General features: G+C 69.8%; 1 protein-coding gene and 1 pseudogene. One reads left to right on the forward strand and one right to left on the reverse strand.

Annotated features, from left to right (window positions below; translation table 11 throughout):
* Positions 1-234 precede the first annotated feature (234 nt).
* A complete protein-coding gene (gene hrcA, locus HUK84_RS16955) occupies positions 235-1,302 on the reverse strand; it encodes a heat-inducible transcriptional repressor HrcA (protein WP_176641317.1) in 1,068 nt (355 codons plus the stop codon).
* A gap of 202 nt (positions 1,303-1,504) precedes the next feature.
* On the opposite strand from hrcA, the pseudogene HUK84_RS16960 reads away from it, so the two are divergent.
* Positions 1,505-1,766, forward strand: a pseudogene (locus tag HUK84_RS16960) (ribonuclease PH); the annotation flags it as partial.

Below are 1,766 nucleotides of genomic sequence, written 5' to 3' on the forward strand. Positions count from 1 at the left end.
GATCGCCCCAGATGCCGGGGCCGGTGATCCGCATGGCGCCGAAGCCCATGCGCGCCACCGGAAGGTCGCCGCCGATCGGGAACAGGCCGGCCTGCCTGGCGTCGGGATGGGCGCCAGGGTGGACGTCGGGATGGGACATGCACGACCTCGTCGCTCGGGGATGACCGGAACCGCGTCCAGCCGTAGGAACAGAAGATGGCAGCAGCAAGGCAGGTCCGGCCGGATGCCGGACCGTCAGCCCAGCATCCTGCCGATGACCCGCGCAGTATAGTCCACCACCGGGATGATGCGCCCGTAATTGATGCGTGTGGGGCCGATCACCCCGATCGCGCCGACGATGCGGTTGCTGTCGGTCCGTGCCGGCGCCACCACCACCGACATGCCCGACAGGCCGAACAATCCGCTTTCCGCCCCGATGAAGATCCGCACGCCCTCGGATTCCTGCGCCAGTTCCAGCAGGCGCAGCATGGTTTCCTGCGTTTCCAGCCGGTCGAACAGCATCTGGATGGTCGACAGGCGCTCGATTTCCGTCACGTCGGCCAGCAGCCGCGCCTGCCCGCGCAGGAACAATGTGCCGCCACGATCGGCTTCGCTCCAGGTCGCCAGGCCGCTGGCCACCACTTCGGCGGTCAAATGGTGCAGTTCGCTGCGATTGGCGGCCATGTCGGCGCGCACATGGTCGCGCAGTGCCTCCAGCGTGCGGCCGGCCAGGTGGGCGTTCAGATAGTTCGCGGCCTCGACCAGGGCCGAGGGCGGCAGGCCCGGCGGGGTCTCGATCACCCGGTTCTCGACCTGTCCGTCCGCCCCGACCAGGACGACCAGCGCGCGGCCCGGGCCCAGCGCAACGAATTCGATATGCTTCACGGCCCCGTCGCTCTTGGGCGCCAGCACCAGCCCGGCGGCCGAGGACAGGCCCGACAGCATCGACGACGCCTCGGACAGCATGTCCTGCAGCGAGCGGCCCCTGATCTCGAGCGCGCGGGTGATCGCATCGCGCTCGTCGTCGGCCAGGCTGCCGAACTGCAGCAGCCCGTCGACGAACAGCCGCACCCCCTTTTCCGTCGGCAGCCGCCCGGCGGACGCATGGGGCGAGAACAGCAGCCCGGCCTCGGTCAGGTCGGCCATGACGTTGCGGATCGTCGCCGGCGACAGCGACAGCGGCAGCCGCCGCGACAGGGTGCGCGAGCCCACCGGCTCGCCGGTTTCCACATATTGCTCGACGATTTCGCGCAGGATCGCCGCCGAGCGTGCATCCAGTCCCGGCGGCAGGGCGGGGCGCGAAACCGGCAGACCCAGATCCATATTCCTTGTCCTCCTTGGCGCCCGGACAGAACGATCGGCATAAATCTGGCGCGCTGGCGCGCGCGTGACAAGAACGGAGGGGAAATGTGACGGGGGGAACGTGACGGGAAAGGAATGTAACGGGGACTGGCAATCGCCCCCGGGCTCGGGTTATCTCCGCCCGGTCACCGACACAAGCCCGCCGATCCGGAGAGCCGATCCCATGACCCCCCGCCCTTCGGGCCGCGCGCCCGACGCGATGCGCCCCGTTTCCATCGAGACGGGTTTTGCCCGCCACGCCGAAGGATCGGCCCTGATCCGCGTCGGCGGGACCGAAATTTTGTGCGCGGCCACCGTCGAATCGCGGGTGCCGCCCTTTCTGCGCGGCCAGGGCAAGGGCTGGGTGACCGCCGAATACGGCATGCTGCCGCGCGCGACCCACACCCGCGGCGGCCGCGAGGCGGCGAAGGGCAGGCAGTCGGGCC

Origin of the sequence: Nguyenibacter vanlangensis (assembly GCF_013376155.1) — a bacterium.
In the GTDB taxonomy this organism is placed as follows: Bacteria; Pseudomonadota; Alphaproteobacteria; order Acetobacterales; family Acetobacteraceae; genus Gluconacetobacter; species Gluconacetobacter vanlangensis.

Coding starts and splice junctions, on each gene's coding strand:
- hrcA (WP_176641317.1), bottom strand. CDS start 1,302: ATGGATCTGGGTCTGCCGGTTTCGCGCCCCGCCCTGCCGCCGGGACTG.